This window comes from Dendrosporobacter sp. 1207_IL3150 (genome assembly GCF_036763085.1).
Lineage (GTDB): Bacteria > Bacillota > Negativicutes > DSM-1736 > Dendrosporobacteraceae > JBAIYU01.
Genome location: NZ_JBAIYU010000032.1, coordinates 91,291 through 113,018, shown reverse-complemented (window position 1 = coordinate 113,018; position 21,728 = coordinate 91,291). Strand labels below are relative to the sequence as shown.

Genomic DNA, 21,728 nt, shown 5'->3' with positions numbered 1-21,728 from the left:
AGTGAGAACCCCTTGTTGGATGTAAATAATTTTGATTCAATGCGCATAGGGTTAGCTTCACCGGAGCAGATTCGTAAATGGTCACATGGCGAGGTTAGAAAGCCCGAAACAATCAACTACCGTACTCTAAAACCAGAGCGCGAAGGTTTATTCTGTGAAAAGATTTTTGGACCACAGAGGGACTGGGAGTGTCATTGCGGTAAATACAAGCGAATCCGCTATAAAGGTATTGTCTGTGATCGTTGCGGAGTTGAGGTAACCCGTTCGAAAGTACGTCGTGATCGTATGGGACACATCGAACTTGCAGCACCAGTATCACATATCTGGTATTTTAAAGGCATACCTAGCCGTATGGGCTTAATACTTGATATTTCACCTCGATCTTTGGAAAAGGTGCTTTATTTCGCATCGTATATAGTACTAGATCCTGGCGATACCCCTTTAATGAAAAAGCAGCTGTTAAGTGAGAACGAATATCGTGATTACCGCGATAAATATGGTAACTCGTTTAAGGTTGGCATGGGCGCTGAAGCGATAAAAAGACTGCTTGAAGATCTTGATCTTGATAAACTTGGTAAAGAATTACGCCAAGAGCTTAAAGAGGTCAGCGGACAAAGAAAAATCAGAGCTATTCGTCGATTGGAAGTTGTTGAGGCTTTTAGAAAGTCTGGCAATATGCCATCATGGATGATTATGGATGTGGTTCCGGTAATTCCGCCGGAGCTTCGTCCGATGGTTCAATTAGATGGCGGACGCTTTGCAACATCCGACTTAAACGATCTATACCGTCGTGTTATCAATCGTAACAATCGTTTGAAAAGATTATTGGACCTTGGTGCACCAGACATAATTGTGCGAAATGAAAAGCGGATGCTTCAAGAGGCAGTCGATGCTCTTATTGACAATGGCCGCCGGGGACGTCCAGTCACAGGTCCAGGAAATCGACCGCTTAAATCCTTAAGCGATATGCTAAAAGGTAAGCAAGGTCGTTTCCGTCAAAACTTGCTTGGTAAACGTGTTGACTATTCTGGTCGTTCTGTTATCGTTGTAGGTCCAGAATTAAAACTGCATCAGTGTGGTCTGCCAAAAGAAATGGCGCTAGAGTTGTTTAAGCCTTTTGTTATGAAAAAGCTGGTAAATGCCGGCCATGCTCATAATATTAAGAGTGCAAAGCGTATGGTGGAAAGAGTAAGACCTGAAGTATGGGACGTTCTTGAAGAAGTAATTAAAGAACATCCGGTCCTTCTAAACCGTGCTCCTACCTTGCATAGACTTGGTATACAGGCGTTCGAACCAATCCTGACTGAGGGCCGTGCGCTTAAAATTCATCCGCTTGTATGTACAGCATATAATGCTGACTTCGACGGTGACCAAATGGCTATTCACGTTCCGCTCTCGGCAGAGGCTCAAGCGGAAGCACGTCTTTTAATGTTATCTGCACATAACATACTGTCTACTAAAGATGGTAAGCCTGTTGCAGTTCCAACTCAGGACATGGTTTTGGGTACTTACTACTTAACTATCGAGAGGCCAAACGCTTTAGGTGAAGGCAAAATAATGACCAACATCAATGAAGCGCTCTTGGCTTACCAACATAAGGAACTTTCTCTTCAAGCTAGGATTAAGGTTCGTTTTCCAGGATATGGACTTGTTAATACAACACTTGGACGTATGATCTTCAATGAAAGTCTTCCTGAAGAAATTCGCTATTACTACCAAGAAAACGGTGAATGGTATCTTGGTATCTTAATGGATAAGAAACAGCTAGGTAAGCTTGTCGACAACTGTTACAGAAAGTTTGGTAATGCTAAAACTGCTGTTATGCTTGACAAAGTGAAAACTCTTGGTTATTCATATGCTTGTCGTGCCGGTGTTACCGTTGCTATTTCTGATATCATTGTTCCGCCTGAAAAGAAGGAGATCCTGGCTAAAGCTGAGCAACAAGTTGATACAATTGATAAACAATATCGTCGTGGTTTAATTACCGATGACGAGCGTTATAAAAAAGTAATTGATTTATGGACTAAAGCTACCGATGATGTAACAGGGGCTATGATGAATAATCTTGATCGATTTAACCCGATCTATATGATGGCTAATTCTGGTGCGCGCGGTAACATTCAACAGATTCGTCAGCTTGCAGGTATGCGTGGTCTGATGGCTGACCCATCCGGTCGGATTATCGACTTACCGATTAAAGCAAACTTCCGTGAAGGACTGACAGTATTAGAGTACTTTATTTCTACTCACGGTGCGCGTAAAGGTTTGGCCGATACAGCTCTCAGAACAGCAGACTCAGGTTACCTTACTCGTCGTCTTGTAGACGTTGCGCAAGATGTAATTGTCCGTGAAGATGATTGCGACGTGGTAGGTATTAATTTGATTCGCGAGCGGGCTAAGCTTGCCAAATCAAGTACCAGTGCTATTGCTTTCTTGCGTGATACACTTTTAGGGCGTTTACTGGCTCAAGACGTATTTGATCCTAAAACAGCGGATATTTTAGTACCGGTAGATACTGTACTTAATGATGAAAACTTAAATCTAATTGGTGAACATGGAGTACCGGAAATAACTATTCGCGGAACTTCGGCTCAAACAGAGGAAGATGTCAGCAATTCGGCGTCAACTGAAACAATAGTTTTAGGCGCTCCAGAAGAGCATGTTCGCAATACTCTTAAACAAGCAATGGTCCGTGAAATGCTTGGCAAAAATACGATAACTCAAATAACCAACATTGCTGGTGAGGAAGTAGTTCCTGCTAATACCATGTTGAATGAAGAACACATTGAAGCTATTCTTGGCAGCGATGTTAAAGAAGTTAAAGTTCGTAACAACAACATAAAAGGTATTGAGGTTGAAGCTATTACAGAAGGTGCAGCTGTTATTGAGCATCTTAAGGATCGTATAATTGGGCGTATTGCAGCCGAGAATATTGTTGATCCTGAATCTGGAGAAACAATTGTTAATCTAAATGACGAAATTAATGAAGAAATTGCGGAAAAAGTGGTTAAGGTACGTAAGCAAGTTTCTATCCGCTCTGTTCTTACATGTAAGTCGTTATACGGAGTATGTATTAAATGCTACGGTCGCAATCTTGCAACAGGTCATGCTGTTGATGTCGGTGAAGCTGTTGGTATTATAGCAGCTCAATCTATAGGTGAGCCTGGTACACAGCTTACAATGCGTACGTTCCATACTGGCGGTATTGCCGGGGACGATATTACGCAAGGTTTGCCAAGGGTAGAAGAATTATTTGAAGCTCGCAAACCGAAGCGTCAGGCGATTATTACTGAGATTGAAGGCCGTGTAGAAGTTAAAGAAATCAAAGGCTTGCGTAAAGTCACTATTTTCCCAGGAACTGGTGAGGAACGCGTTTACCCAATACCTTATGGCGCTCGCATTATAGTTCCAGACGGTCATGTGGTAGAGGCCGGAGATAGATTGACTGAAGGTGCGGTTAATCCACATGATATTTTAAGGGTCCGCGGACTCAAAGATACCCAGCGTTACCTTGTTTACGAGGTTCAAAAGGTTTATAAGTCTCAAGGTGTTGAAATTAACGACAAGCATATTGAGGTTATGGTACGTCAGATGCTTCATAAAGTTAAGGTAGAGGAATCAGGAGATACTGATTTGCTACCAGGTGAGTATATTGACGTTAATACCTTTGAGGAAGAAAACGCAAAAGCGATTGAAGCTGGTGGTGAGCCATCAGTAGCAAGACCAATACTACTAGGTATTACTAAGGCATCCCTGGCAACTGACTCCTTCTTATCAGCGGCATCTTTCCAGGAAACAACTCGTGTTTTAACTGATGCTGCAATAAAAGGTAAGGTTGACCCGCTCTTAGGACTTAAGGAAAACGTAATTATAGGTAAGCTTGTTCCTGCCGGAACTGGAATGAGCCGCTATCGCAATATAAAAATTAGCAGCGCTCTAACCGAGACGACGGCTAAAGAATAGTAACAATAGAGGCGATCTAGAATCGCCTCTTATTTTTTTAGGATATATATAGTTTTTTCAACAGTAACTGTCCCTTTTAATAGTTAAGTTATAGAAAGAAAATTGCAACTATTAATTTTAATACAGATTGCTTGTATATTTTATCGTAATTGTCCCTTTTAATTGTACTAAATACCACATATTCCACTAAAATTAGTGCAATATATATACCATGACACACGGCGAACCGTGTGCATAAAAATTGTTGATAAAACTAGAGAAAACCTGCATTTTATATCACTAATTTTATTGACATTGGTATGGCGTAGTGTTAATATATTAGAGTGTCTGTTAGACAAATTGGATTTGTTTGTAAATTAGGAGTGAACAGAATGTCGCTCGACGCATTGAAAACTGCGAAAAAGGTAATCGGAATAAAACAAGTTACTAAAATGGTTTCTAAAGGTTTAGCCGAAAAAGTGTTTGTTGCAGCCGATGCTGACAAGAGAGTGATTCAGCCGCTTGTTGATTTATGTAGCCGTCAGAATGTTGTTGTTGAGGAAGTACCTACAATGTACGAGTTGGGACAGTCTTGTTCGATAGAAGTCGGATCTGCGGCAGCGGCAATAGTTAGACCAGGTTAATGTGTTAAATATTTCGCTTATCACAAAGTTGAAAAGCGAAATTATTAAATAATAAATTCTAATTTGAGGAAGGAGGTGTATGTATGCCAACAATAAACCAATTAGTACGTAAAAGTAGAGAAGAAATACTTAAAAAATCTACTGCACCTGCTTTGAAGGAGTGTCCGCAAAAGCGTGGTGTGTGCACAAGAGTATATACAACCACTCCAAAGAAGCCAAACTCAGCGCTTAGAAAAGTTGCAAGGGTAAAGCTCACAAATGGTATTGAGGTGACTGCGTATATTCCTGGTATCGGTCACAATCTGCAAGAACACAGTGTTGTTCTTATCAGAGGTGGCAGGGTAAAAGACTTACCAGGTGTTCGTTACCACATCATCCGCGGTGCGCTTGATACTGCTGGTGTTCAAAACCGTAACCAAGGCAGATCAAAATATGGTACGAAGCGCGCTAAAGCTAAGAAGTAATTTTGCAAGTAAGATTTGGATGAAGGAGGGATAATATGCCAAGAAAAGGTCCTGTACCTAAGCGTGATGTGCTGCCAGATCCGGTATACAATTCTAAAATTGTTACTAGATTTATTAATAAAGTAATGCTTTCTGGTAAAAAAGGTGTTGCTGAAAAAGTAGTATATGATGCTTTTGAAAATATAAGAGCAAAAACAGGTAAAGATCCATTAGAAGTATTCGAAACTGCTATGAAGAACGTAATGCCAGTTCTAGAAGTTCGTGCTCGCCGTGTAGGTGGTGCTAACTATCAAGTTCCGGTTGAAGTTCGTCCAGAGCGTCGTTTAACTCTAGGAATTCGTTGGATGGTAAACTATGCAAGACTTCGTGGTGAAAAAACCATGAATGAAAGATTAGCGAATGAGCTTCTTGATGCAGCAAACAATACTGGTGCTACAATTAAGAAAAAAGATGATACTCATAAAATGGCAGAAGCCAACAAGGCGTTTGCTCACTATCGCTGGTAATAAATAACTGGTGTTTAATGTAAACAGTAAGGAGTGATGATAGTGGCTAGAAAGTTTCCTCTCTTAAAGACGCGGAATATAGGCATCATGGCACATATTGACGCCGGAAAGACCACTACAACTGAACGTATACTGTTTTATACCGGTAGAGTACACAAAATTGGTGAGGTTCATGATGGCGCTGCGACTATGGACTGGATGGTGCAGGAACAAGAGAGAGGTATAACTATCACTTCTGCTGCTACTACTTGTGAATGGTTGGGACATCGTATAAACATCATTGACACACCAGGGCACGTGGACTTTACTGTTGAGGTAGAACGGTCGCTCAGAGTACTTGATGGCTCGGTTGCTGTGTTTTGTGCGAAAGGCGGCGTAGAGCCTCAATCAGAGACTGTATGGCGTCAAGCAGATAAATATGGCGTACCGCGTATGGCGTATGTTAATAAAATGGATATCTTGGGTGCGGATTTTTATAATGTTGTTGACATGATGAAAACCCGTTTAGGTGCCAATGCGGTGCCAATTCAGCTTCCAATCGGTTCAGAAGATGTTTTTAAAGGCATTATCGATCTGATTGAAATGAAAGCTATGATCTATACTGATGATCTTGGCAAAACTAGTGAAGCTACCGAGATTCCTGAAGAATTAAAAGAACAAGCAGAACTTTATCGTCAGAATATGCTTGATGCAGTAGCTGAAGGCGACGATGAACTGATGATGAAATATCTTGAGGGTGAAGAGCTTACGGTTGAAGAAATCAAAGCTGGTATTCGCAAGGCAACAATCGCTTGTAAAATGACTCCTGTTCTTTGTGGATCATCTTACAAAAACAAAGGCGTTCAGCCAATGTTAGATGCTGTTATTGAATATATGCCATCACCGCTTGATATTCCAGCAATCAAAGGTGTAAATCCAGACACAGGCGAAGAAGATGTGCGTGAGTCTAATGACAGCCTTCCTTTCTCCGCGTTAGCCTTCAAAATTATGGCTGACCCGTATGTTGGAAAGTTAGCTTTCTTCCGCGTTTACTCTGGTAAATTAACTTCTGGATCATATGTTTTCAACTCTACTAAGGGTAAGAAAGAACGTATTGGTCGTATCCTGCAGATGCATGCTAATCGCCGTGAAGAAATCGAAGAGGTTTACAGCGGAGATATCGCAGCAGCAGTAGGTCTGAAAGATACAGTTACTGGCGATACTCTTTGTGATGATAAAAACCCAATAATCTTGGAATCCATGGTGTTCCCTGAGCCGGTTATCAGTGTAGCCGTTGAACCGAAAACTAAGGCTGACCAAGAAAAAATGGGTGTTGCACTGCAACGTCTTGCTGAGGAAGATCCAACTTTCCGTATTTGGACTGACCAAGAAACTGGTCAAACAATTATTGCTGGTATGGGTGAACTTCACTTGGAGATCATCGTTGACCGTATGCTCCGTGAATTTAAAGTGGATTGTAATGTTGGTAAGCCGCAAGTTGCTTATCGCGAAACAATTCGCAAAGCAGTTAAATCCGAAGGTAAATTTGTTCGTCAGTCCGGCGGTCGTGGTCAATATGGTCACTGCTGGTTGGAAATTGAGCCGCAAGAAGTTGGCAAAGGCTTTGAATTTGTTAACAAAGTTGTCGGTGGAGCAATACCTAGAGAATACATCAACCCAATCGAAGCCGGTATTAAAGAAGCTATGGAAAACGGCGTAGTAGCCGGTTATCCGATGGTAGACATCAAAGTAACCGTTGTTGACGGTTCTTATCATGATGTTGACTCCTCGGAAATGGCGTTCAAAATTGCTGGATCGATGGGCTTCAAAGCTGGTTGTGCTAAAGCAAACCCAGTATTGTTAGAACCATACATGAAAGTTGAAGTAACAGTTCCAGAAGAATATATGGGTGACGTTATCGGTGACTTGAACTCTCGCCGTGGTCGCATTGAAGGTATGGAAGCACGCGCTGGCGCACAAGTAATCAAATCTTTTGTGCCGCTTGCTGAAATGTTCGGATACGCAACTGACTTACGTTCAAAGACTCAAGGTCGTGGTAACTACTCAATGGAAATCTCTTACTATGATGATGTTCCAAAAAATATTTCTGAAGCTATTATCGCCAAAGTAAAAGGCGCGTAAAGCGGGAAAAATAAAGGAGGACAAAAACAATGGCAAAGAAAAAGTTTGAAAGAAACAAACCACACGTAAACATTGGTACAATCGGTCACGTTGACCATGGTAAAACTACTTTAACAGCAGCTATTACTAAAGTATTAGCTAAATCAGGCGGCGCTGAATTCTTAGCTTACGACATGATCGATAAGGCTCCAGAAGAAAGAGAGCGCGGTATCACAATCAATACTGCACACGTTGAGTATGAGACTGCAAAGCGTCACTATGCTCACGTTGACTGCCCAGGCCATGCTGACTATGTTAAAAACATGATCACTGGTGCTGCACAAATGGATGGTGCTATTCTTGTTTGTAGCGCAGCTGACGGCCCTATGCCGCAAACTCGCGAGCATATCCTTCTTTCTCGCCAAGTAGGCGTACCAGCAATGGTAGTATTCCTAAACAAAGCTGACATGGTTGACGATGCTGAGCTTATGGAACTTGTAGAGATGGAAGTTCGTGAACTTCTTTCCAGCTACGATTTCCCTGGCGATGACATCCCTGTAATCTCCGGCTCTGCTTTGAAAGCTCTTGAAGGCGACGAAGCTTATGAAGCAAAAATCATCGAACTTATGGATGCAGTTGATGAATACATCCCAACTCCTGTTCGTGATACTGATAAAACTTTCTTAATGCCAGTTGAGGACGTTTTCACAATCACTGGTCGTGGTACTGTTGCTACTGGCCGTGTTGAGCGTGGAGCAATTAAAGTTGGCGATACCATCGAAATCGTTGGTATGACTGAAAAACCTAAATCCACTGTTATCACTGGTGTTGAAATGTTCCGCAAACTGCTTGATTCTGCAGTTGCTGGTGACAATATCGGTGCTCTGCTTCGTGGTGTTGAGCGTAAAGATATCGAGCGCGGTCAAGTATTGGCCAAGCCTGGTTCCATTAAGCCACACACTAAATTCAAAGCAGAAGTATACGTACTTTCAAAGGAAGAGGGCGGACGTCACACTCCTTTCTTCACTAACTACCGTCCACAATTCTACTTCCGTACAACAGACGTTACTGGTGTTGTAAACCTTCCTGAAGGTGTAGAAATGGTTATGCCTGGCGATAACATTCAAATGTCAATCGAACTTATCACTCCGATTGCAATTGAGCCTGGTCTTCGTTTCGCGATTCGCGAAGGCGGCCGTACTGTAGGCGCTGGTGTAGTTGCTTCTATCGAAGCTTAATTTTTCTGTAGGGGCGGCCGCAGGTCGCCCCTATATAAAAGATATATGGATGTTACCCTAATGCGATGACGTGGAAGGTTGCCCGCGTGGTAGCGGGGTGAATTTCCGCGGAGAATGTCCGTTCAAAAGAAACCGGGCGATAAGGAGGAAATAAAATGGCTAAACAACAAAAAATCAGAATCCGCCTAAAAGCATATGATCATAAGGCACTTGATGCAAGTGCAGTTAAAATTGTTGAGACAGCAAAAAGAACTGGTGCTTTAGTATCGGGTCCTATTCCACTTCCTACTGAGAAAAATATATTTACAATTCTTCGTTCTCCACATGTCAATAAAGACTCTCGTGAGCAGTTTGAAATGCGCACACATAAACGTCTAATTGACATTCTTGAGCCGACTTCAAAGACCGTAGATGCACTTATGCGTCTAGATCTTCCGGCTGGTGTGGATATCGAGATTAAGCTGTAGGAGGAGGTGGCAATAATGACTAAAGGAATCTTAGGTAAAAAACTTGGTATGACCCAAATCTTTACTGAAGAAGGCAAAGTAGTTCCGGTTACAGTCCTAGAGTCTGGCAAAACCGTTGTAATTCAAAACAAAACTGTTGAGAACGATGGATATAATGCGGTGCAATTGGGCTTCGGCACTGTTAAAGATAAAAAGGTTACCAAACCGATGAAAGGTCATTTTGCTAAGGCTGGCGCTGCGCCAGTGAAATTCATTTGCGAAATGCGCCTGCCCAGCGCTTCTGAATATAATCAAGGCGACGTAATAGGCGTAGATATATTCAGTGCCGGTGAATTAGTAGATGTGACTGGTACTGCAAAAGGTAAAGGTTTTGCCGGCGGTATTAAACGTCATAACTTTGCACGCGGACCAATGGCTCACGGTTCCAAATCACATCGTGAACCAGGTTCAATGGGCGCTCGTATGAGCGGCGGCGGCGGTAAAGTATTTAAAGGCAAAAAACTTCCTGGCCGTATGGGTGGTCAAAAAGTTACTGTTCAACGCTTAAGTGTTGTGAGAGTTGATGCGGAGCGCAATTTGATATTGATCAAAGGAGCTATCCCAGGACCTAAAGGTAGCTTTGTTTTTATAAAAAATACTGTAAAGCCTAAGAAATAAGTTCGGGGTTCCCGAACATCGAAAGGAGGATGTGCTATATGCCGAAAGTAGCAGTATATGATATCACTGGTAATCAGACTGGTGATATGGAATTAAATGAAAACGTATTTGGTGTAGAAGTAAATGAGGCGGTATTGCATCAAGCTGTTGTAATGCAGCTGGCAAGTCAACGTCTTGGTACTCACTCCACTAAAACAAGAGGTTTAGTGCGTGGTGGCGGACGTAAACCTTGGAAACAAAAAGGTACCGGCCGTGCTCGTGCTGGTAGCACTCGTTCACCAATTTGGGTAGGTGGTGGCGTTGTATTTGGCCCACAACCTCGCTCATATGCATTCAGAATGCCTCGTAAACAACGCCGCTTAGCGCTTAAATCCGCTTTGTCCGCAAAGTTAAATGAAGGCGAATTAGTGGTTGTTGATAACATTAACTTCGAACAGCCTAAAACTAAAAGTGTTATTAAAATGCTGAATGATTTTAAAGCGGCTAACGAAAAGGCTCTTTTTATCACTGCTGATATAATCGATACAGTAGAAAAATCAGCACGCAACATTCCTGGTGTTAAGGCAATTGGTTCGATGGGACTTAATGTTTACGATATTCTATATCATAAAAAAGTTTTCATCACTAAAGATGCAGTCACCCGCATTGAGGAGGTGCTTGCGTAATGACAAATGCACGCGATATTTTGCTTCGTCCTATGGTTACTGAAAAAACAACCAGCATGATGCAAGATGATAAATATACTTTTGTTGTAGCTCCTTCAGCCAACAAAATCGAAATCCGTAAAGCTGTTGAAGAACTTTTCAAAGTAAAGGTACTTGATGTAAACACTGTTCGCGTTTTAGGAAAAACTAAGCGCATGGGACGTACACAAGGTAAGCGTTCGGATTATAAAAAAGCAATTGTTAAGCTTGCTCCAGGCGAGCGTATCGAAATTTTTGAAGGTGTATAACCAGAAATTTTTTGAAAAGGAGGGGCACCAATGGCAGTAAAAGGTTTTAAACCTTATGCTCCGGGCAGAAGATTCATGACAGTAGCTAGTTTCGATGAAATTACTACTGATAAGCCCGAAAAATCTCTTGTTGAACGCCTGCAAAAGCATGGCGGTCGTAATCAACAAGGACGTATGACAGTAAGACATCAAGGCGGCGGACACAAGCGCCTTTACAGAATTATTGATTTCAAGCGTAATAAAGATGGAATTCCAGCAAAAGTAGCTTCAATCGAGTATGATCCAAACCGTTCAGCTCGTATCGCACTTCTTAATTATGCAGATGGTGAGAAACGCTATATTTTAGCACCTAACGGCTTAAAAGTCGGTGATAATATTATGAGCGGTCCAGAAGCAGACATTAAAGTTGGAAACGCTTTAGCGCTGAAAAATATCCCAGTAGGTACCATGCTTCACAATATTGAGCTAAAAATCGGCAAAGGCGGCCAAATGGTTCGTTCTGCTGGAGTTGGCGCTCAATTGATGGCTAAAGAAGGCGAACATGCACTGCTTCGCTTACCTTCCGGTGAGTTAAGAAAAGTTCACGTTAACTGTAAAGCCACTATTGGTCAAGTTGGTAACCTTGAGCATGAGAATATCACTATTGGTAAAGCCGGTCGTTCACGTTGGTTGGGCATTCGCCCAGCAAACCGTGGTGTGGCTATGAACCCAATTGACCATCCACATGGTGGTGGTGAGGGACGTTCACCAGTTGGACGCAAACATCCTGTTACTCCTTGGGGTAAACATGCAATGGGTGCGAAAACTCGTCGTTCCAAAGCTTCTGATAAACTCATCGTTAAACGTCGTACAAAATAAATTCTCTGTAATTCTTATAGGCTAAGCCGCTGTGCGAATGCGGCTTAGCAGATGACAGGAAGTTGAAGGGAGGCTTAACAAGTGTCCAGATCGATTAAAAAAGGACCTTTCGTTCATGAGAGCGTTATGAAAAAAATTGATGCCATGAATGAGAAAAGTGAAAAGAAGGTTATCAAGACCTGGTCGCGTAGTTCCACCATACTGCCTAGTTTTGTTGGACACACCATTGCGGTTCATGACGGACGTAAACATGTACCAGTATATGTAACCGAAGATATGGTAGGCCATAAACTTGGCGAATTCGCGCCGACTCGTACTTTTAAAGGACATAGCGGCGAAGAAAGACGTACATCATTGAGATAGTTTGCCGAAAGGGGGCTAAGCTGTGGAAGCTAAGGCAGTTGCTAAATATGTTCGCATTGCACCTCGCAAAATTCGAATCGTTATGGATTTGATTCGCGGTAAAAATATCGGCGAAGCATTTGCGATTTTGAAATATACTCCTAAAGTTGGAGCCGAAGTTATTGAAAAAGTGCTTAAGTCGGCAGTAGCTAATGCTGAGCACAATAACGATATGAATGTTGATAAACTATACGTAGCTACTGCGTTTGTTGATCAAGGTCCAACTCTTAAGCGCATTCATCCACGTTCACGTGGTCAAGCGTTTAAAATTTTAAAACGTTCAAGTCACGTAACAGTAGTAGTTAAAGAGAGATAATAGCGAAGGAGGGAAATGCATTGGGTCAAAAAGTTAATCCACATGGCTTGCGTCTAGGTATAATCAAAACTTGGGATGCAAAGTGGTATGCTGATAAGGATTATGCAAAGAATTTGCATGAAGATATAAAAATCCGTAAGTATTTGAAAGCTAAATTATATACTGCGGGTATCTCCAAGATCGAAACAGAACGCGCTGCTAACCGTCTTAAAATAACCATTCATACAGCTAAACCTGGTATGGTTATTGGTCGCGGTGGTTCAGGCATCGAACAAATTAAAGCAGATCTTAGAAAAATGACTGACAAAAATGTTGATGTAAACATTGCTGAAGTTAAGCAAGCTGATCTTGATGCTACTTTAGTTGCAGAAAATATTGCTTCACAATTAGAACGCCGTATAGCTTTCCGTCGTGCTATGAAACAATCGGTTAGCCGTACTATGCGTATGGGAGCTAAAGGTATCAAAGTAATGGTTGGCGGACGTCTTGGCGGCGCTGAGATTGCTCGTAGTGAAGGATATCGTGAGGGAAGTATTCCACTTCATACTCTAAGAGCTGATATCGACTACGGAACTGCCGAGGCTCACACAACATACGGCCGAATTGGCGTTAAAGTGTGGATCTATAAAGGCGAAGTTCTGCCGGAGGCCAAAAAGCCCGCTGCCGTTGTTGAAGGGAGCGAAGCATAATGTTAGTACCTAAAAGAGTAAAACATCGTAAACAATTCCGTGGTCGCATGAAGGGTAAAGCTAACAAAGGTAACACAGTTAGCCATGGTGAATTCGGTTTACAAGCGTTAGAGCCATCTTGGATTACTAACCGTCAAATCGAAGCTGCCCGTATTGCAATGACACGTTATATCAAACGTGGCGGTAAAGTATGGATTAAAATATTCCCAGACAAACCTATTACTGCAAAACCTGCTGAAACACGCATGGGTAGTGGTAAAGGATCACCAGAGTACTGGGTAGCAGTAGTAAAACCTGGTCGCATCATGTTTGAAATGGACGGCGTAAGTGAAGAATTAGCTAGAGAAGCTATGCGTCTTGCAGCTCATAAACTTCCTATAAAAACTAAGTTCGTTAAACGTGAAGAGACTCAAGACGTAGAGGGCGGTGAAGTAAATGAAGGTTAATGAGATCCGTGAAATGAATGCAAGCGAACTCAACCAAAAGCTTGCTTCCCTCAAAGACGAGCTATTTAACCTCAGATTTCAACTCGCTACCGGGCAACTTGAAAATCCAATGCGGATTAAAGAGGTAAAGAAAACAATTGCTCGTGTTAAGACAATCCAGCGTGCGCAGGAGCTTAAAGCCCAGCAAGCGTAACGGACGTTCTTACTGGAATATAAAATATGTATGCTAAGAACGGAAGGAGGCTATATTGCGTGACTGAAAGAAATGAGCGTAAAACCAGGATTGGTAAAGTGGTTAGTGATAAAATGGATAAAACAGTTGTTGTTGCAATAGAACGTTTAGTACAGCATCCGTTGTACAAAAAGTCTATGAAAAAGACTGTTAAATTTAAAGCTCATGACGAAAACAATGACAGCCATATTGGTGACACTGTTGAAATCATGGAAACTCGTCCGCTTTCCAAGGATAAGCGCTGGAGAGTTATAGAAGTGCTTGAAAGAGCGAAGTAGTTGATCTCGAAGAGTCAATTTGCTCGTTGAATTGTACCAGACATTTCGAGAAGGAGGGATAATAATGATTCAACAGCAGTCAATTCTGAATGTTGCTGACAATACCGGCGCGAAAGAAATTATGTGTATCCGTGTATTGGGCGGTTCATTTCGTAGATATGCTAATATCGGTGATGTAATTGTTGCTTCAGTTAAAGCTGCGTCACCTGGTGGTGTGGTAAAAAAAGGTGACGTAATTAAGGCTGTAGTAGTTCGTTCCAAAAAAGGCCTGCGTCGTCCAGATGGTTCTTATATCCGTTTTGATGAAAATTCCGCAGTTGTCATTAAAGACGATAAAAGCCCTAGAGGTACTCGTATATTCGGACCAGTAGCGAGAGAACTGCGCGATAAAGATTTTATGAAAATTATCTCGCTGGCTCCGGAAGTAATCTAAGTTAGGAGGTGTCCGGAATGTCACAAACTAAACTTCACGTTAAAAAAGGCGATACAGTTCTTGTATTGTCCGGTAAAGATAAAGGTAAGACAGCAAAGATTGTTGAAGCATTGCCTAAAAAAGGTAAAGTTGTCGTTGAAGGTGTTAACACTGTAAAGCGTCATACTAAACCAACGCAAAGTGCTCCGCAAGGTGGTATTGTGGTTAAAGAAGCGCCTATGCATACTGCGAAAGTTATGCTTGTATGCCCAGCTTGCCAAAAACCAACCCGGATTGCAAAAAAAGCGTTAGCTAATGGTTCAATGGCTCGTGCTTGCAAAAAGTGCGGCGAAATTGTTGATAAAGACAAATAATCACGCAGAAAGGAGGTAACTATCAGTGCTCAGACTGAAAGAGAAATACCTTAGTGAAGTAGCTCCAGTTATGATGGAGAAGTTCGGATATAAAAATATTATGGAAATTCCTAAAATCGAGAAAGTAGTTCTCAACATGGGTGTCGGTGAAGCCGTAGGCAATCCGAAAGTTCTTGACGCAGCAGTCAATGATATGACGCAAATCGCTGGTCAAAAACCTGTTGTAACTCGTGCTAAGAAATCCTTGGCAGCTTTCAAGATTCGTGAAGGAATGCCAATCGGTGCAAAAGTTACCCTGCGTGGCGAGCGCATGTTCCAATTTTTAGATAAATTGTTTAATGTAGCGTTGCCTCGTGTACGCGACTTCCGTGGCGTAAGCCCAAAATCTTTTGATGGTCGCGGCAACTACACAATGGGTGTAAAAGAACAGCTTATATTCCCGGAGATTGAGTACGATAAAGTTGATAAAATCCGTGGGATGGATATCATCATTGTTACCACTGCCAAATCAGACGAAGAAGCAAGAGAGCTTTTAAGACTGATGGGTATGCCATTCAGCGCGTAAAGGAGGGACATTTGTGGCCAAAAAGGCGTTAATAGAAAAATGGAAACTTGAACCTAAGTTTAAAGTTCGTAAGTACAATAGATGTAAAATTTGCGGCCGTCCGCACGGGTATCTGCGTAAATTTGAAATGTGCCGTATTTGTTTCAGAGAACAAAGCTACAAAGGTGCCATCCCTGGGGTAACCAAAGCTAGCTGGTAGACAATAACGGAAGGAGGTATGTCCCTATGGTAATGACCGATCCAATTGCCGATATGCTTACACGTTTGCGTAATGCTAACTCGGTATATCATGATAAAGTAGAAATACCAGCTTCTAAAATTAAGCAAGCAATTGCTGTGATTTTGAAAGAAGAAGGTTTTATTAAGGACTTTGAAATGGCTCAAGATAGCAAGCAAGGAATGTTGCGTGTTAGCTTGAAATACGGTCCTAACCGCGAAAAAGTAATCACCGGTATTAAGCGTATTTCTAAGCCGGGCTTACGCGTATATGCAAAGAAAGATCAACTGCCTCGCGTTTTAGGTGGTCTTGGAATTGCTATCGTTTCGACATCCCAAGGCATTATGAGCGATAAGCAAGCTCGTCGTAATGGTCTTGGCGGCGAAGTAATCGCTTACGTTTGGTAATTAGATTTTTTGTAGCTAGGAGGTGTACAGATGTCAAGAATAGGAAGAGCGCCAATAGCCATCCCTGAAAACGTTACAGTTACAGTGAACGGCAGCGTGGTGTCAGTTAAGGGTCCTAAAGGAGAGCTTTCTCGCGAATTCCAAAAAGATATGATCGTGGAAATCGAGGGTAATACTCTAACCGTTAAACGCCCTACAGATAATAAACAACATAAAGCACTGCACGGTCTTACTCGCACTCTGATTGCTAATATGGTAACAGGTGTAACTACAGGCTTCAGCAGAACATTAGAAATTCATGGTGTTGGTTACAGAGCGGCGAAGTCTGGCAATAAAGTAGCTTTGTCTCTAGGTTTATCTCACCCATTAGAAGTTGAACCACCTACGGGTATCACTCTTGATGTACCTGCTCCTAATAGAATTATTGTTTCAGGTATAAATAAAGAGCACGTTGGAGCAATGGCAGCTAAAATTCGTGGATATAGAGAACCAGAGCCATACAAAGGCAAAGGTATCAGATACGAAGGCGAAGTTGTTCGTCGTAAAGTTGGTAAAGCTGGCGGTAAAGGTAAGAAGTAAGATTTCTAAGTGAAAGGAGTGAACACCTTGCTTCGTAAACAGAACAAAAATGACGCTCGTCAAAAGCGCCATCTTAGAGTTCGTAAGAATATTATTGGTACTGCAGAAAGACCACGTTTAAATGTGTTTCGCAGCTTGAATCACATTTATGCACAAATCATCAATGATGAAACTGGCACAACGTTGGTATCTGCAAGCACTATGGATAAAGAAGTAGGTCAGGCAGTTAACTATGGCGGTAACGTAGAAGCCGCTAAAGCGGTTGGAGCGGCTGTAGCAAAGCGCGCTTTAGGTCAAGGCATTAAGCAAGTTGTGTTTGACCGCGGCGGTTATATCTATCACGGTAGAATAGCGGCTTTAGCAGAAGCAGCACGTGAGGCAGGGCTAGAATTCTAATTTTTAGCAAAAAGGAGGTACATTAATGGCCAGAATTGACCACACTACTCTTGAACTTAAAGAGAAAGTTGTGTTTATCAACAGAGTTGCCAAGGTTGTTAAGGGCGGACGTCGTTTCTCCTTCAGTGCGCTTGTTGTTGTCGGCGACGAGAACGGACATGTAGGCGCTGGACTAGGTAAAGCAGGCGAAGTTCCTGAGGCAATCAGAAAAGGTATTGAAGATGCTAAGAAAAATCTAATAAAAGTTCCACTAGTAGGTACCACAATTCCCCATCAAATCGTTGGCGAATTCGGTGCAGGGCGTGTTCTAATGAAGCCTGCTTCTGAAGGTACTGGTGTTATCGCTGGCGGTCCGGCTCGTGCCGTACTTGAATTAGCTGGTGTTCATGACATATTAACCAAATCGCTTGGTTCATCAAACCCTAGTAACATGGTTAAAGCTACTTTAAAAGGTTTAGAGCAGCTTAAGCGTGCAGAAAAAGTAGCTGAACTTCGCGGTAAAACGGTTCAGGAACTTTTGGGTTAAGGAGGAAGTTTAATGGCAAAGCTGAAAATTACTCTTACCAGAAGCCTGATTGGCAGACCTGAAGATCAACGTGCTACTGTTCGGGCTTTGGGTTTAGGTAAAACAAATAGTTTCGTAGTGCAAGATGACAATGCGGTTATCAGAGGTATGGTCCGCAAAGTAGAACATCTTGTTAGTGTTGAAGAAGTGCAAGACTAGTTCAAGGAGGTGCTATGCATGAAATTACACGAATTAGCTCCAGCCCCTGGATCTAAAAAAGTACGTACTCGCGTCGGTCGTGGTCTTGGTTCCGGTCTTGGTAAAACAGCCGGTAAAGGTCATAAAGGGCAAAACGCCCGTGCTGGCGGTGGTGTTCGTACTGGATTTGAAGGCGGCCAGATGCCGATTTACCGCAGACTTCCGAAACGCGGTTTCACCAACAAATTTGCTAAAGAATTTGCTGAGGTTAACGTTTTCGAGTTAAATCGTTTTGATAACGGTGCTGTTGTAGATCCAGTTGCTTTAATAGAAGCTGGCATACTTAAAAATGTACGCGATGGCGTTCGCATTTTAGGTAATGGCGAGCTTGAGAAATCACTTACTGTAGTAGCCAACGGCTTTACCAAGTCAGCTGCAGAAAAAATTACAGCGGCTGGCGGAAAAGTCGAGGTGATCTAAGGTGCTTTCAGCCCTGTCCAATATACTCAAGATAACTGAGCTCAGACAAAAGATTGTATTTACGCTGGCAATGTTCTTAGTGTTTCGTGCCGGCACGCATATACCCGTTCCGGGCGTCAATCCCGCCGTTATCGAGCAGCTATTTACTAGTGGAAACTTATTTGGATTGCTCGATATGTTCTCAGGTGGTGCATTAAGTAAGTTCTCAGTGTTTGCGATGAGTATTACGCCTTATATCAATGCTTCGATTATTATGCAGCTTCTAACAGTTGTTGTACCTAAGTTTGAGCAATGGGCTAAGGAAGGCGATGAAGGGCGAAAGAAAATTACCCAGATCACTCGTTACGGTACAGTGCTGCTGGGTTTTGTTCAGGCCATTGGAATGGCTTTCGGATTGAAAGCGGCCATAATTAACCCGGGGATTGGCTCAATTTTGCTCATAGCATTAACGCTCACTGCCGGAACTGCATTTCTAATGTGGTTAGGAGAGCAAATTACTGAAAAAGGTATTGGTAATGGTATTTCGCTAATTATTTTTGCAGGTATCGTATCTCAATTGCCTGGTAGTATTAGTACAATGTTTAAGTATCTGCAAGCAGGTACTATAAATTATTTTAATGTACTGTTGTATGTAATTATTGCTTTGGCCATGATTGTATTCGTTATACTAGTACAGCAAGGTCAGCGAAGAATACCTGTACAATATGCAAAACGCGTAGTTGGTCGCAAAATGTATGGCGGTCAATCTACACACATTCCGCTTAAAGTATGTCAAGCGGGTGTTATACCAATAATCTTTGCGTCATCCGTGCTGATGTTCCCAGTAACCATTGCCCAGTTTATTGATGTTGCCTGGGTAAAAACTGTAGCTGGATGGTTTGAGTGGGGGACACCGCTGCAGACAACTCTGTACGCGCTCTTAATTGTATTCTTCACTTATTTCTATACTGCGGTTACTATGAACATATCGGATATGGCAGAGAACATGAAAAAATACGGTGGTTTTATTCCAGGACTACGCCCGGGTAAACCAACTGCAGACTATTTGGACCGCGTTATGACCAGAATTACACTTGCCGGAGCAATGTTTCTTGCTTTTATTGCCATTCTGCCGAACTTTGTGGCAGCAGTGACTAATATCCAAGGGGTGTATTTTGGCGGCACCGCCCTCTTGATTGTGGTTGGCGTAGCTCTTGACACAATGAAGCAAATCGAGGCTATGGTCTTAATGCGCCACTATCAAGGCTTCATGAAGTAGGAGGTAGCTCGCGATGTATATCCTTTTAATGGGACCGCCAGGGGCCGGTAAAGGTACCCAGGCGGCAATGCTAGTCGAGAAGTTCGATATTCCTCATATCTCTACTGGAGATATGTTTCGGGCAGCAGTAAAAGAAGGAACTGAACTTGGCAAGCAAGCAAAAGCATGTATGGATGCTGGTCAACTGGTTCCTGACAGTGTAACAATCGGTATTGTTAAAGAACGTTTGGCTAAATCAGACTGCAAGAAAGGCTTTATTCTGGACGGATTTCCTCGTACTATTGAGCAGGCTAATGCCCTTGACAGTACGCTGGGTGAGCTAGGAATAAAACTTAATCGCGTAATAAATATAAGTGTTCCGGCTGATGAATTAATCAGCCGGGCCACAGGCCGACGTATCTGCAAGAGTTGCGGTGCAACTTATCACATAACATTTAATCCTACCAGTGTTGCTGGCACTTGCGATAAATGCAGTGGGGAATTGTATCAGCGTGAAGACGACAGTGAGGAAACGATGACTAAGCGTTTATCTGTTTACAGCGCTCAGACACAGCCACTCATTGAATACTACCAGGATAAGGGCTTATATACAGAAATTGACGGCAGGCAGAAAATCGATAAAGTTTTAACTGATATTGTTGCCAGCTTGAGGGGCGAATAGGATGATTATCCTCAAATCAGATCGAGAAATCTCGTATATGCGAGATGCTGGCCGGGTAGTGGCCGGGGCCCATGCTGAGGTGAAAAAAGCCGTGAAGCCTGGTGTAACAACTCTCGAACTTGATACAGTCGCCGAAAACTATATAAAAAGCCGCGGTGCTATTCCCGCTTTCAAGGGATATGGCGGTTTTCCAGGTAATATTTGCTCTTCGATAAATGAACAAGTTGTTCATGGAATTCCAGGTTTAAATAAGCTAAAAAATGGAGATAATGTCAGTATTGACATTGGAGCGGTAATAAATGGATATAATGGTGATGCCGCAGTTACTGTTGCCGTAGGTGATGTAGATGCCGAGGTACAGAAACTTTTAGAGGTTACTGAACAGTCTTTGTATAAAGGCATTGAAAAAGCAATTGCTGGTAACCGTCTTGGTGACATTTCTCATGCCATACAATCATATGCAGAAGGATATGGATATGGTGTGGTACGTGACTATGTTGGGCATGGCATTGGCAGGAAAATGCATGAAGACCCTCAGGTACCAAATTACGGCAATCCCGGCCGCGGCCCACGATTAAAAACTGGTATGACATTAGCGATAGAGCCGATGATCAACCTGGGCACACATGAGGTAAAAACTCTTGCTGATGGGTGGACAGTTGTGACAGCAGACGGCAAGTATTCTGCGCATTTTGAACATACCATAGCTATTACTGATGATAAGCCGGAAATTCTGACCAAGCTCTAGGAGGCGACTGTCTTGTCAGCCCACCATATTTCAATCGGTCAATTAGTTAAAAGTAATGCGGGGCGTGATACTGGTCATCCTTATTTGGTCATAGGGATCACTGACAAATATGTTTTGCTGGCAGATGGCCGAGAACGTAGTGTCATAAAGCCCAAGAAAAAAAATATTCGGCATGTCAAAGTTTATAAACTAGTTGCTGAGGCGTTGGCGGAAAAACTTCATAATAACATAAAGGTTACTGATGAAGACATCCGCCAGGCTATCGCAAATTGCACACCGGATAATCTGTGATAAGCGGACGAGGAGGGATATCTCAATGTCCAAACAAGATGTAATTGAGGTAGAAGGTAAGGTTATCGAAGCCCTGCCTAATGCTATGTTCCAGGTTGAACTGGAAAATGGGCATGTCGTATTGGCGCACGTTTCTGGAAAGATTCGAATGAATTTCATTCGTATTCTTCCAGGAGATAAGGTTACTGTAGAACTAACGCCATATGATTTAAAACGCGGCCGGATTACCTACCGTTTCAAATAGCACTTATTGATGTTGGCTGATGGACGGATATCACCAACATGAAATAGGCAATGCAGGAAAAGGAGGACAAGGCAAATGAAAGTGAGACCATCGGTCAAGCCCATTTGTGAGAAATGCAAAGTTATTAAGCGTCATGGTAACGTAATGGTGATTTGTGAAAATCCCAAACATAAACAAAAACAAGGTTAGGGGGTGGACGATA

The 21,728-nt window shown here is 42.4% G+C and carries 33 protein-coding genes; all 33 read left to right on the top strand.

Features of this window, described 5'->3' with window-relative positions; translation table 11 throughout:
* Window positions 1-12: 12 nt before the first annotated feature.
* Complete coding sequence (gene rpoC, locus V6C17_RS15555) at window positions 13-3,963, top strand: DNA-directed RNA polymerase subunit beta' (protein ID WP_333523502.1); 3,951 nt, start codon at window positions 13-15, stop codon at window positions 3,961-3,963.
* A 371-nt stretch (window positions 3,964-4,334) separates the two neighbouring features.
* Entirely contained in the window at window positions 4,335-4,586 is a 252-nt protein-coding gene (locus V6C17_RS15550) for a L7Ae/L30e/S12e/Gadd45 family ribosomal protein (RefSeq protein WP_333523501.1), read from the top strand.
* Window positions 4,587-4,669: 83 nt separating this feature from the next.
* A complete protein-coding gene (gene rpsL, locus V6C17_RS15545; RefSeq protein WP_333523500.1) occupies window positions 4,670-5,050 on the top strand; it encodes a 30S ribosomal protein S12 in 381 nt (126 codons plus the stop codon).
* A gap of 35 nt (window positions 5,051-5,085) precedes the next feature.
* Window positions 5,086-5,556 (top strand): 30S ribosomal protein S7, encoded by a 471-nt coding sequence (rpsG, locus tag V6C17_RS15540; RefSeq protein WP_333523499.1) that lies wholly within the window; start codon window positions 5,086-5,088, stop codon window positions 5,554-5,556.
* Between the two features lie 42 nt (window positions 5,557-5,598).
* Window positions 5,599-7,677, top strand: a complete 2,079-nt coding sequence (gene fusA, locus V6C17_RS15535) for an elongation factor G (protein WP_333523498.1) — start codon at window positions 5,599-5,601, stop codon at window positions 7,675-7,677.
* 29 nt (window positions 7,678-7,706) lie between these two features.
* On the top strand, window positions 7,707-8,894 hold the full coding sequence (gene tuf / locus V6C17_RS15530) for an elongation factor Tu (RefSeq protein ID WP_333523497.1): 1,188 nt from the start codon (window positions 7,707-7,709) through the stop codon (window positions 8,892-8,894).
* 155 nt (window positions 8,895-9,049) lie between these two features.
* Window positions 9,050-9,361 carry a 30S ribosomal protein S10 gene (gene rpsJ / locus V6C17_RS15525; protein ID WP_333523496.1) on the top strand — a complete coding sequence of 104 codons (312 nt, stop codon included), beginning with the start codon at window positions 9,050-9,052 and terminating at the stop codon, window positions 9,359-9,361.
* Between the two features lie 15 nt (window positions 9,362-9,376).
* Window positions 9,377-10,018 carry a 50S ribosomal protein L3 gene (gene rplC / locus V6C17_RS15520; RefSeq protein ID WP_333523495.1) on the top strand — a complete coding sequence of 214 codons (642 nt, stop codon included), beginning with the start codon at window positions 9,377-9,379 and terminating at the stop codon, window positions 10,016-10,018.
* Window positions 10,019-10,056: 38 nt separating this feature from the next.
* On the top strand, window positions 10,057-10,683 hold the full coding sequence (gene rplD / locus V6C17_RS15515) for a 50S ribosomal protein L4 (protein ID WP_333523494.1): 627 nt from the start codon (window positions 10,057-10,059) through the stop codon (window positions 10,681-10,683).
* Window positions 10,683-10,970: a 50S ribosomal protein L23 gene (gene rplW, locus V6C17_RS15510; protein WP_333523493.1), complete on the top strand. Its 288-nt coding sequence runs from the start codon at window positions 10,683-10,685 to the stop codon at window positions 10,968-10,970. The genes rplD and rplW overlap by 1 nt, the downstream gene beginning before the upstream one ends.
* Window positions 10,971-11,000: 30 nt before the next feature.
* A complete protein-coding gene (gene rplB, locus V6C17_RS15505; protein WP_333523492.1) occupies window positions 11,001-11,828 on the top strand; it encodes a 50S ribosomal protein L2 in 828 nt (275 codons plus the stop codon).
* An 81-nt stretch (window positions 11,829-11,909) separates the two neighbouring features.
* On the top strand, window positions 11,910-12,191 hold the full coding sequence (rpsS, locus tag V6C17_RS15500; protein WP_333523491.1) for a 30S ribosomal protein S19: 282 nt from the start codon (window positions 11,910-11,912) through the stop codon (window positions 12,189-12,191).
* 22 nt (window positions 12,192-12,213) lie between these two features.
* Window positions 12,214-12,546, top strand: a complete 333-nt coding sequence (gene rplV, locus V6C17_RS15495; protein ID WP_333523490.1) for a 50S ribosomal protein L22 — start codon at window positions 12,214-12,216, stop codon at window positions 12,544-12,546.
* A 20-nt stretch (window positions 12,547-12,566) separates the two neighbouring features.
* Window positions 12,567-13,235 (top strand): 30S ribosomal protein S3, encoded by a 669-nt coding sequence (gene rpsC, locus V6C17_RS15490; RefSeq protein ID WP_333523489.1) that lies wholly within the window; start codon window positions 12,567-12,569, stop codon window positions 13,233-13,235.
* Complete coding sequence (gene rplP, locus V6C17_RS15485; RefSeq protein ID WP_333523488.1) at window positions 13,235-13,681, top strand: 50S ribosomal protein L16; 447 nt, start codon at window positions 13,235-13,237, stop codon at window positions 13,679-13,681. Before rpsC ends, rplP begins: the two co-directional genes overlap by 1 nt.
* Window positions 13,671-13,874, top strand: a complete 204-nt coding sequence (rpmC, locus tag V6C17_RS15480; RefSeq protein WP_333523487.1) for a 50S ribosomal protein L29 — start codon at window positions 13,671-13,673, stop codon at window positions 13,872-13,874. Before rplP ends, rpmC begins: the two co-directional genes overlap by 11 nt.
* A gap of 59 nt (window positions 13,875-13,933) precedes the next feature.
* On the top strand, window positions 13,934-14,191 hold the full coding sequence (gene rpsQ / locus V6C17_RS15475) for a 30S ribosomal protein S17 (RefSeq protein ID WP_092073819.1): 258 nt from the start codon (window positions 13,934-13,936) through the stop codon (window positions 14,189-14,191).
* A 64-nt stretch (window positions 14,192-14,255) separates the two neighbouring features.
* Window positions 14,256-14,624 (top strand): 50S ribosomal protein L14, encoded by a 369-nt coding sequence (gene rplN, locus V6C17_RS15470; RefSeq protein WP_333523486.1) that lies wholly within the window; start codon window positions 14,256-14,258, stop codon window positions 14,622-14,624.
* Between the two features lie 17 nt (window positions 14,625-14,641).
* Window positions 14,642-14,977 (top strand): 50S ribosomal protein L24, encoded by a 336-nt coding sequence (gene rplX / locus V6C17_RS15465; RefSeq protein WP_333523485.1) that lies wholly within the window; start codon window positions 14,642-14,644, stop codon window positions 14,975-14,977.
* A gap of 25 nt (window positions 14,978-15,002) precedes the next feature.
* The gene (gene rplE, locus V6C17_RS15460; RefSeq protein WP_333523484.1) at window positions 15,003-15,542 is read left to right on the top strand and encodes a 50S ribosomal protein L5; all 540 of its coding nucleotides are present in this window, start codon (window positions 15,003-15,005) and stop codon (window positions 15,540-15,542) included.
* A gap of 13 nt (window positions 15,543-15,555) precedes the next feature.
* Window positions 15,556-15,741: a type Z 30S ribosomal protein S14 gene (locus tag V6C17_RS15455; RefSeq protein WP_333523483.1), complete on the top strand. Its 186-nt coding sequence runs from the start codon at window positions 15,556-15,558 to the stop codon at window positions 15,739-15,741.
* Window positions 15,742-15,767: 26 nt separating this feature from the next.
* Window positions 15,768-16,166, top strand: a complete 399-nt coding sequence (rpsH, locus tag V6C17_RS15450; RefSeq protein WP_333523482.1) for a 30S ribosomal protein S8 — start codon at window positions 15,768-15,770, stop codon at window positions 16,164-16,166.
* 30 nt (window positions 16,167-16,196) lie between these two features.
* Window positions 16,197-16,745, top strand: a complete 549-nt coding sequence (gene rplF, locus V6C17_RS15445) for a 50S ribosomal protein L6 (protein ID WP_333523481.1) — start codon at window positions 16,197-16,199, stop codon at window positions 16,743-16,745.
* Between the two features lie 27 nt (window positions 16,746-16,772).
* A complete protein-coding gene (gene rplR, locus V6C17_RS15440) occupies window positions 16,773-17,141 on the top strand; it encodes a 50S ribosomal protein L18 (RefSeq protein WP_333523480.1) in 369 nt (122 codons plus the stop codon).
* Between the two features lie 25 nt (window positions 17,142-17,166).
* On the top strand, window positions 17,167-17,667 hold the full coding sequence (gene rpsE, locus V6C17_RS15435; protein WP_333523479.1) for a 30S ribosomal protein S5: 501 nt from the start codon (window positions 17,167-17,169) through the stop codon (window positions 17,665-17,667).
* Window positions 17,668-17,679: 12 nt separating this feature from the next.
* Window positions 17,680-17,865: a 50S ribosomal protein L30 gene (gene rpmD / locus V6C17_RS15430; RefSeq protein WP_333523478.1), complete on the top strand. Its 186-nt coding sequence runs from the start codon at window positions 17,680-17,682 to the stop codon at window positions 17,863-17,865.
* Between the two features lie 18 nt (window positions 17,866-17,883).
* On the top strand, window positions 17,884-18,324 hold the full coding sequence (gene rplO / locus V6C17_RS15425; RefSeq protein ID WP_333523477.1) for a 50S ribosomal protein L15: 441 nt from the start codon (window positions 17,884-17,886) through the stop codon (window positions 18,322-18,324).
* A gap of 1 nt (window position 18,325) precedes the next feature.
* Window positions 18,326-19,582 carry a preprotein translocase subunit SecY gene (secY, locus tag V6C17_RS15420; protein ID WP_333523476.1) on the top strand — a complete coding sequence of 419 codons (1,257 nt, stop codon included), beginning with the start codon at window positions 18,326-18,328 and terminating at the stop codon, window positions 19,580-19,582.
* A gap of 13 nt (window positions 19,583-19,595) precedes the next feature.
* Window positions 19,596-20,243 carry an adenylate kinase gene (locus tag V6C17_RS15415; protein ID WP_333523475.1) on the top strand — a complete coding sequence of 216 codons (648 nt, stop codon included), beginning with the start codon at window positions 19,596-19,598 and terminating at the stop codon, window positions 20,241-20,243.
* Between the two features lies 1 nt (window position 20,244).
* Window positions 20,245-20,991 carry a type I methionyl aminopeptidase gene (gene map / locus V6C17_RS15410; RefSeq protein ID WP_333523474.1) on the top strand — a complete coding sequence of 249 codons (747 nt, stop codon included), beginning with the start codon at window positions 20,245-20,247 and terminating at the stop codon, window positions 20,989-20,991.
* Window positions 20,992-21,003: 12 nt separating this feature from the next.
* Window positions 21,004-21,282: a KOW domain-containing RNA-binding protein gene (locus tag V6C17_RS15405; protein WP_333523473.1), complete on the top strand. Its 279-nt coding sequence runs from the start codon at window positions 21,004-21,006 to the stop codon at window positions 21,280-21,282.
* A gap of 25 nt (window positions 21,283-21,307) precedes the next feature.
* Complete coding sequence (gene infA / locus V6C17_RS15400; protein WP_333523472.1) at window positions 21,308-21,526, top strand: translation initiation factor IF-1; 219 nt, start codon at window positions 21,308-21,310, stop codon at window positions 21,524-21,526.
* 75 nt (window positions 21,527-21,601) lie between these two features.
* On the top strand, window positions 21,602-21,715 hold the full coding sequence (rpmJ, locus tag V6C17_RS15395; protein ID WP_054259363.1) for a 50S ribosomal protein L36: 114 nt from the start codon (window positions 21,602-21,604) through the stop codon (window positions 21,713-21,715).
* The last annotated feature ends 13 nt before the right edge of the window (window positions 21,716-21,728 follow it).

Bases quoted from the DNA above. Each gene is read 5' to 3' on its own strand.
- V6C17_RS15550 (WP_333523501.1), top strand. From the start codon at position 4,335: ATGTCGCTCGACGCATTGAAAACTGCGAAAAAGGTAATCGGAATAAAA.
- rpsL (WP_333523500.1), top strand. From the start codon at position 4,670: ATGCCAACAATAAACCAATTAGTACGTAAAAGTAGAGAAGAAATACTT.
- rpsG (WP_333523499.1), top strand. From the start codon at position 5,086: ATGCCAAGAAAAGGTCCTGTACCTAAGCGTGATGTGCTGCCAGATCCG.
- tuf (WP_333523497.1), top strand. From the start codon at position 7,707: ATGGCAAAGAAAAAGTTTGAAAGAAACAAACCACACGTAAACATTGGT.
- rpsJ (WP_333523496.1), top strand. From the start codon at position 9,050: ATGGCTAAACAACAAAAAATCAGAATCCGCCTAAAAGCATATGATCAT.
- rplC (WP_333523495.1), top strand. From the start codon at position 9,377: ATGACTAAAGGAATCTTAGGTAAAAAACTTGGTATGACCCAAATCTTT.
- rplD (WP_333523494.1), top strand. From the start codon at position 10,057: ATGCCGAAAGTAGCAGTATATGATATCACTGGTAATCAGACTGGTGAT.
- rplW (WP_333523493.1), top strand. From the start codon at position 10,683: ATGACAAATGCACGCGATATTTTGCTTCGTCCTATGGTTACTGAAAAA.
- rplB (WP_333523492.1), top strand. From the start codon at position 11,001: ATGGCAGTAAAAGGTTTTAAACCTTATGCTCCGGGCAGAAGATTCATG.
- rplP (WP_333523488.1), top strand. From the start codon at position 13,235: ATGTTAGTACCTAAAAGAGTAAAACATCGTAAACAATTCCGTGGTCGC.
- rpmC (WP_333523487.1), top strand. From the start codon at position 13,671: ATGAAGGTTAATGAGATCCGTGAAATGAATGCAAGCGAACTCAACCAA.
- rplN (WP_333523486.1), top strand. From the start codon at position 14,256: ATGATTCAACAGCAGTCAATTCTGAATGTTGCTGACAATACCGGCGCG.
- rplX (WP_333523485.1), top strand. From the start codon at position 14,642: ATGTCACAAACTAAACTTCACGTTAAAAAAGGCGATACAGTTCTTGTA.
- rpsH (WP_333523482.1), top strand. From the start codon at position 15,768: ATGGTAATGACCGATCCAATTGCCGATATGCTTACACGTTTGCGTAAT.
- rplF (WP_333523481.1), top strand. From the start codon at position 16,197: ATGTCAAGAATAGGAAGAGCGCCAATAGCCATCCCTGAAAACGTTACA.
- rpsE (WP_333523479.1), top strand. From the start codon at position 17,167: ATGGCCAGAATTGACCACACTACTCTTGAACTTAAAGAGAAAGTTGTG.
- rpmD (WP_333523478.1), top strand. From the start codon at position 17,680: ATGGCAAAGCTGAAAATTACTCTTACCAGAAGCCTGATTGGCAGACCT.
- rplO (WP_333523477.1), top strand. From the start codon at position 17,884: ATGAAATTACACGAATTAGCTCCAGCCCCTGGATCTAAAAAAGTACGT.
- V6C17_RS15415 (WP_333523475.1), top strand. From the start codon at position 19,596: ATGTATATCCTTTTAATGGGACCGCCAGGGGCCGGTAAAGGTACCCAG.
- map (WP_333523474.1), top strand. From the start codon at position 20,245: ATGATTATCCTCAAATCAGATCGAGAAATCTCGTATATGCGAGATGCT.
- infA (WP_333523472.1), top strand. From the start codon at position 21,308: ATGTCCAAACAAGATGTAATTGAGGTAGAAGGTAAGGTTATCGAAGCC.
- rpmJ (WP_054259363.1), top strand. From the start codon at position 21,602: ATGAAAGTGAGACCATCGGTCAAGCCCATTTGTGAGAAATGCAAAGTT.